Source organism: Candidatus Arsenophonus triatominarum, assembly GCF_001640365.1.
Lineage (GTDB): Bacteria > Pseudomonadota > Gammaproteobacteria > Enterobacterales > Enterobacteriaceae > Arsenophonus > Arsenophonus triatominarum.
In genome coordinates, this window is sequence record NZ_LWMI01000063.1 from 1 (window position 1) to 2,954 (window position 2,954).

A 2,954-nucleotide genomic window follows, 5' to 3' on the forward strand; every position below is an offset into this window, starting at 1 on the left:
CCAAAGCCAATTACCAATATCTCTTTAATTAAAGGAGACATAAACGCATGCGAGTGCAATTGACGTCCAGCTTAAGCCCATTTCGCGGCTTTTTCGGTAATACCGTTTCACGTCCTTTCCAGCGTGTCATTATCCAGTCAATCCATGCTTCCTGTTTCGGGAACAGCAAAAAGGAATAGTCACCGGTAACCCGTAATCGACATTTCGTGGGTCTGTCGTCATGCCCAGTCAATAATAAACTGCGCGGGATTATCCTTATAAAATCGGGTTAATCGTTTAAAACTTTCCGGCTGCTGGCGTAACCGTTGTAGACGCTCATCGCGCCACTCAAATACCTTAAAATAATCTGGTTTTTTAAAGTCAAAAGGAAAAGGTAACGGCATAGGAATTTGTCCGGAAAAAAGCGACTCAAAAAATATTTTGCACATAAACGTGTACATAAAAATACAAAAATGGGGTTAAACTCATATAATCAATTGATATTAAATAAATATTTAAATTTAATATCATTTATAACATAAATAAGTAAGCGATTTTAACCCTTTACCCCATCAGTTTTTGGTACGCTTCTGCGGCCTCTTCTAAAGTCATTTCTCGAGTAATTGCATTTTGCGGTAGTATATCTTCTGGTATAGGGCTACCTTGCAATTGCTTAATTTCCAGTAATAAGGTAGTTGGTATAGGAATGCCTTCTATCTCTAAAAATTGCGCGGCCTCTAGTGAAGTGATTTCGGCTGATTTTTTTCGCTCGAGTATCGATCTTAAGTATTCTTTTTGTTGATGCTTTTCATCGTTAAAGAAGACTTCATTGATCCCCATCTTTTTGTAAACGGCAATATCATTGTGACTAGGCAATACTTCTTCTATCGTTGTCGTTTCGCCGTCTGCCGTGGTTTTAATAATTTTGCGTTTTCGGATTTTGGTGTTTTGCCTTGCTGTTTCTGCTAGCTCTTTTTTCAAAATGTCGGCCGCATGATGAAAAGCATGATCAAATTCGTAATAATCCTTTCGCCAATTTCTAATCGTTTTTTCATCCACATGCAGCCATTTTGCAATGAAATGATTTGATACTTTGCCTTTCACCAAAGACAGGTTGATCACGTCATCAATATACGCTTTTTTATATTTAGCTTTCCCTGACATGACAACCTCTTTTTAACCTTTGTGCAACATTCGTAAAATTAGCCATTTTGGGTGCGGACTTATTTTGCGGAAGTATGCGAAAAAATCCCTCTTCATGCGTTGTTATTATTAGGTTTTCCAATTTTTCAAAATGCGGAAGTATGACTGCGGAATTATGCGTTTTTGGCTATTCTGTAATTTTTTACCTGAATCCCTTTGATGTAAAGCAATTAAGGTTTTAACCCCATTTACCTTAATGATTAAAAAATGAACGCAAATGTTAAAAATTTAACTCAAAAATTGACCCTGAAAATCGACCGTAAATATTTGAGGTGGTCTCAATGTTTTTATGACCCAGCATTTTAGAAATAACATGAATATCATTCCGTTTTTTGATAAGACGTACCGCTGCAAAATGCCGTAAGTTATGAAATTTCCCAATCCTGAATTTTTCCAGTAATTCCTTAACAATTCCTGTCGTACTGTAATTTAACGACAGTCTTTTCACTGATTGACTGACAATTAATGGTTCATGTAACCCAAACTTGTTTTTATCCAATAGCGACAATAACCCTTTTGGCATCGGTAACAATCGCTGAACGTCAGCTTTTAAGCCTTCAATAACACCGTTTCGTGTTACATGTTTTGAGATATTCAAATATTCCCCTTGAATATCGCTATAATCCAATGCCAATATTTCGCTTATCCGAAGCCCAATCACCGATGCCAAGATGAAGGCAATCTTTTCTCTGACGGGCGCTTCTTCAATCATCCTATCCACATTCTCAAACGCCGGAATGAAAATAGGCTTTTCCCCTTTTCTTTTCAATTTTGGAATTGGACTGACACCAACATTTCGCATTGCTTTCAGCAGCAAATAGGCAGAATGCAGATGTTTAAGCGTATTTTCCGGTAAACCGTTAAATTCACTCGGGCGAATATTCAACGCCATTTTTGCTTGCAACGTTTCGTCAATCGAAAACAAGGCATGTTTAATCGTATCGAGCGAACTTTGCCGTAAATGCCCGTTTCACACTGAAAGACCTTTTTCCCCACATAAAACTGAATCAACTTGCGAAGATGCCAATCTCGGCATTGCTCTTTTTCTTTTGCCATCATCGCCAAAAATCGCTCAGATTCGCTCAGAAAAAGAAAATGGCAAGCAGCTTCCCGCGTTTTAAAGCTTTATGAAATCGTCCTGCTGGATTTTCGTAATGCACACGAAAACCCTCGCTATCATGGCGAGTTTTGACTTGTTTAATTGAACTCATTTGCGATTATCGCTTTGTTGTTAACCTGGCCACAATTTTTGCTTGATTAAGACAATCTTCTATCATCTTGCCTCTTCTACTAGCTGGCTGTTGCGATAATAGCGGATGGCTTCACGGGTGGCTAAGCTGGCGACAGAGGTAGAAAAGCCCAGCTTGATTAACTCGGCCTTAACATTGGCTTCGATGAATTGCTCAGGAGTCATCCTTCTAACCTCATGCTTCCACCAATTAAATCAAGGGGATTTGAGATAACTCCATTACTGTTTTTTCAGCTTTTTTAAGAATGGGTAAATCATCTTGACGCTTACGTAATCGACGACCAGCATCCGAAGAGTCTTTATCAGACTCTTTTCTGGCTGTAGCAACAATATTTTGTAATTGCTCAATAGTAAAAGCTAATCCTTTATTTTCTTCCAACTCCGTCATGTAGTCATAGATTTTAGCCTGTAACTCATAGCTGTAACTCATTGCCATTAGACAGGCTTCACGTTTTGGAAATCGGTAAATTTTTCGAATAGACTGGGCACCGTTTCCAGTGGTGAAAATATCATCAGCTAAAAA

Annotated in this window: 4 protein-coding genes and 2 pseudogenes; all 6 read right to left on the bottom strand. The window is 38.4% G+C overall.

Annotated features, from left to right (window positions below; translation table 11 throughout):
• Positions 1-27: 27 nt before the first annotated feature.
• Positions 28-383 (bottom strand): annotated as a pseudogene (locus AYJ55_RS27410) (TerL protein); the annotation flags it as partial.
• Between the two features lie 160 nt (positions 384-543).
• A complete protein-coding gene (locus AYJ55_RS22475) occupies positions 544-1,143 on the bottom strand; it encodes a hypothetical protein (protein WP_063657649.1) in 600 nt (199 codons plus the stop codon).
• A 259-nt stretch (positions 1,144-1,402) separates the two neighbouring features.
• On the bottom strand, positions 1,403-2,107 hold the full coding sequence (locus tag AYJ55_RS22480) for a tyrosine-type recombinase/integrase (RefSeq protein ID WP_063657688.1): 705 nt from the start codon (positions 2,105-2,107) through the stop codon (positions 1,403-1,405).
• Positions 2,108-2,264: 157 nt separating this feature from the next.
• Positions 2,265-2,393, bottom strand: a complete 129-nt coding sequence (locus AYJ55_RS34970) for a hypothetical protein (RefSeq protein ID WP_281181219.1) — start codon at positions 2,391-2,393, stop codon at positions 2,265-2,267.
• A 62-nt stretch (positions 2,394-2,455) separates the two neighbouring features.
• The gene (locus AYJ55_RS30155; RefSeq protein ID WP_245677454.1) at positions 2,456-2,596 is read right to left on the bottom strand and encodes a hypothetical protein; all 141 of its coding nucleotides are present in this window, start codon (positions 2,594-2,596) and stop codon (positions 2,456-2,458) included.
• 25 nt (positions 2,597-2,621) lie between these two features.
• Positions 2,622-2,954: pseudogene (locus AYJ55_RS22485) on the bottom strand (Rha family transcriptional regulator); the annotation flags it as partial.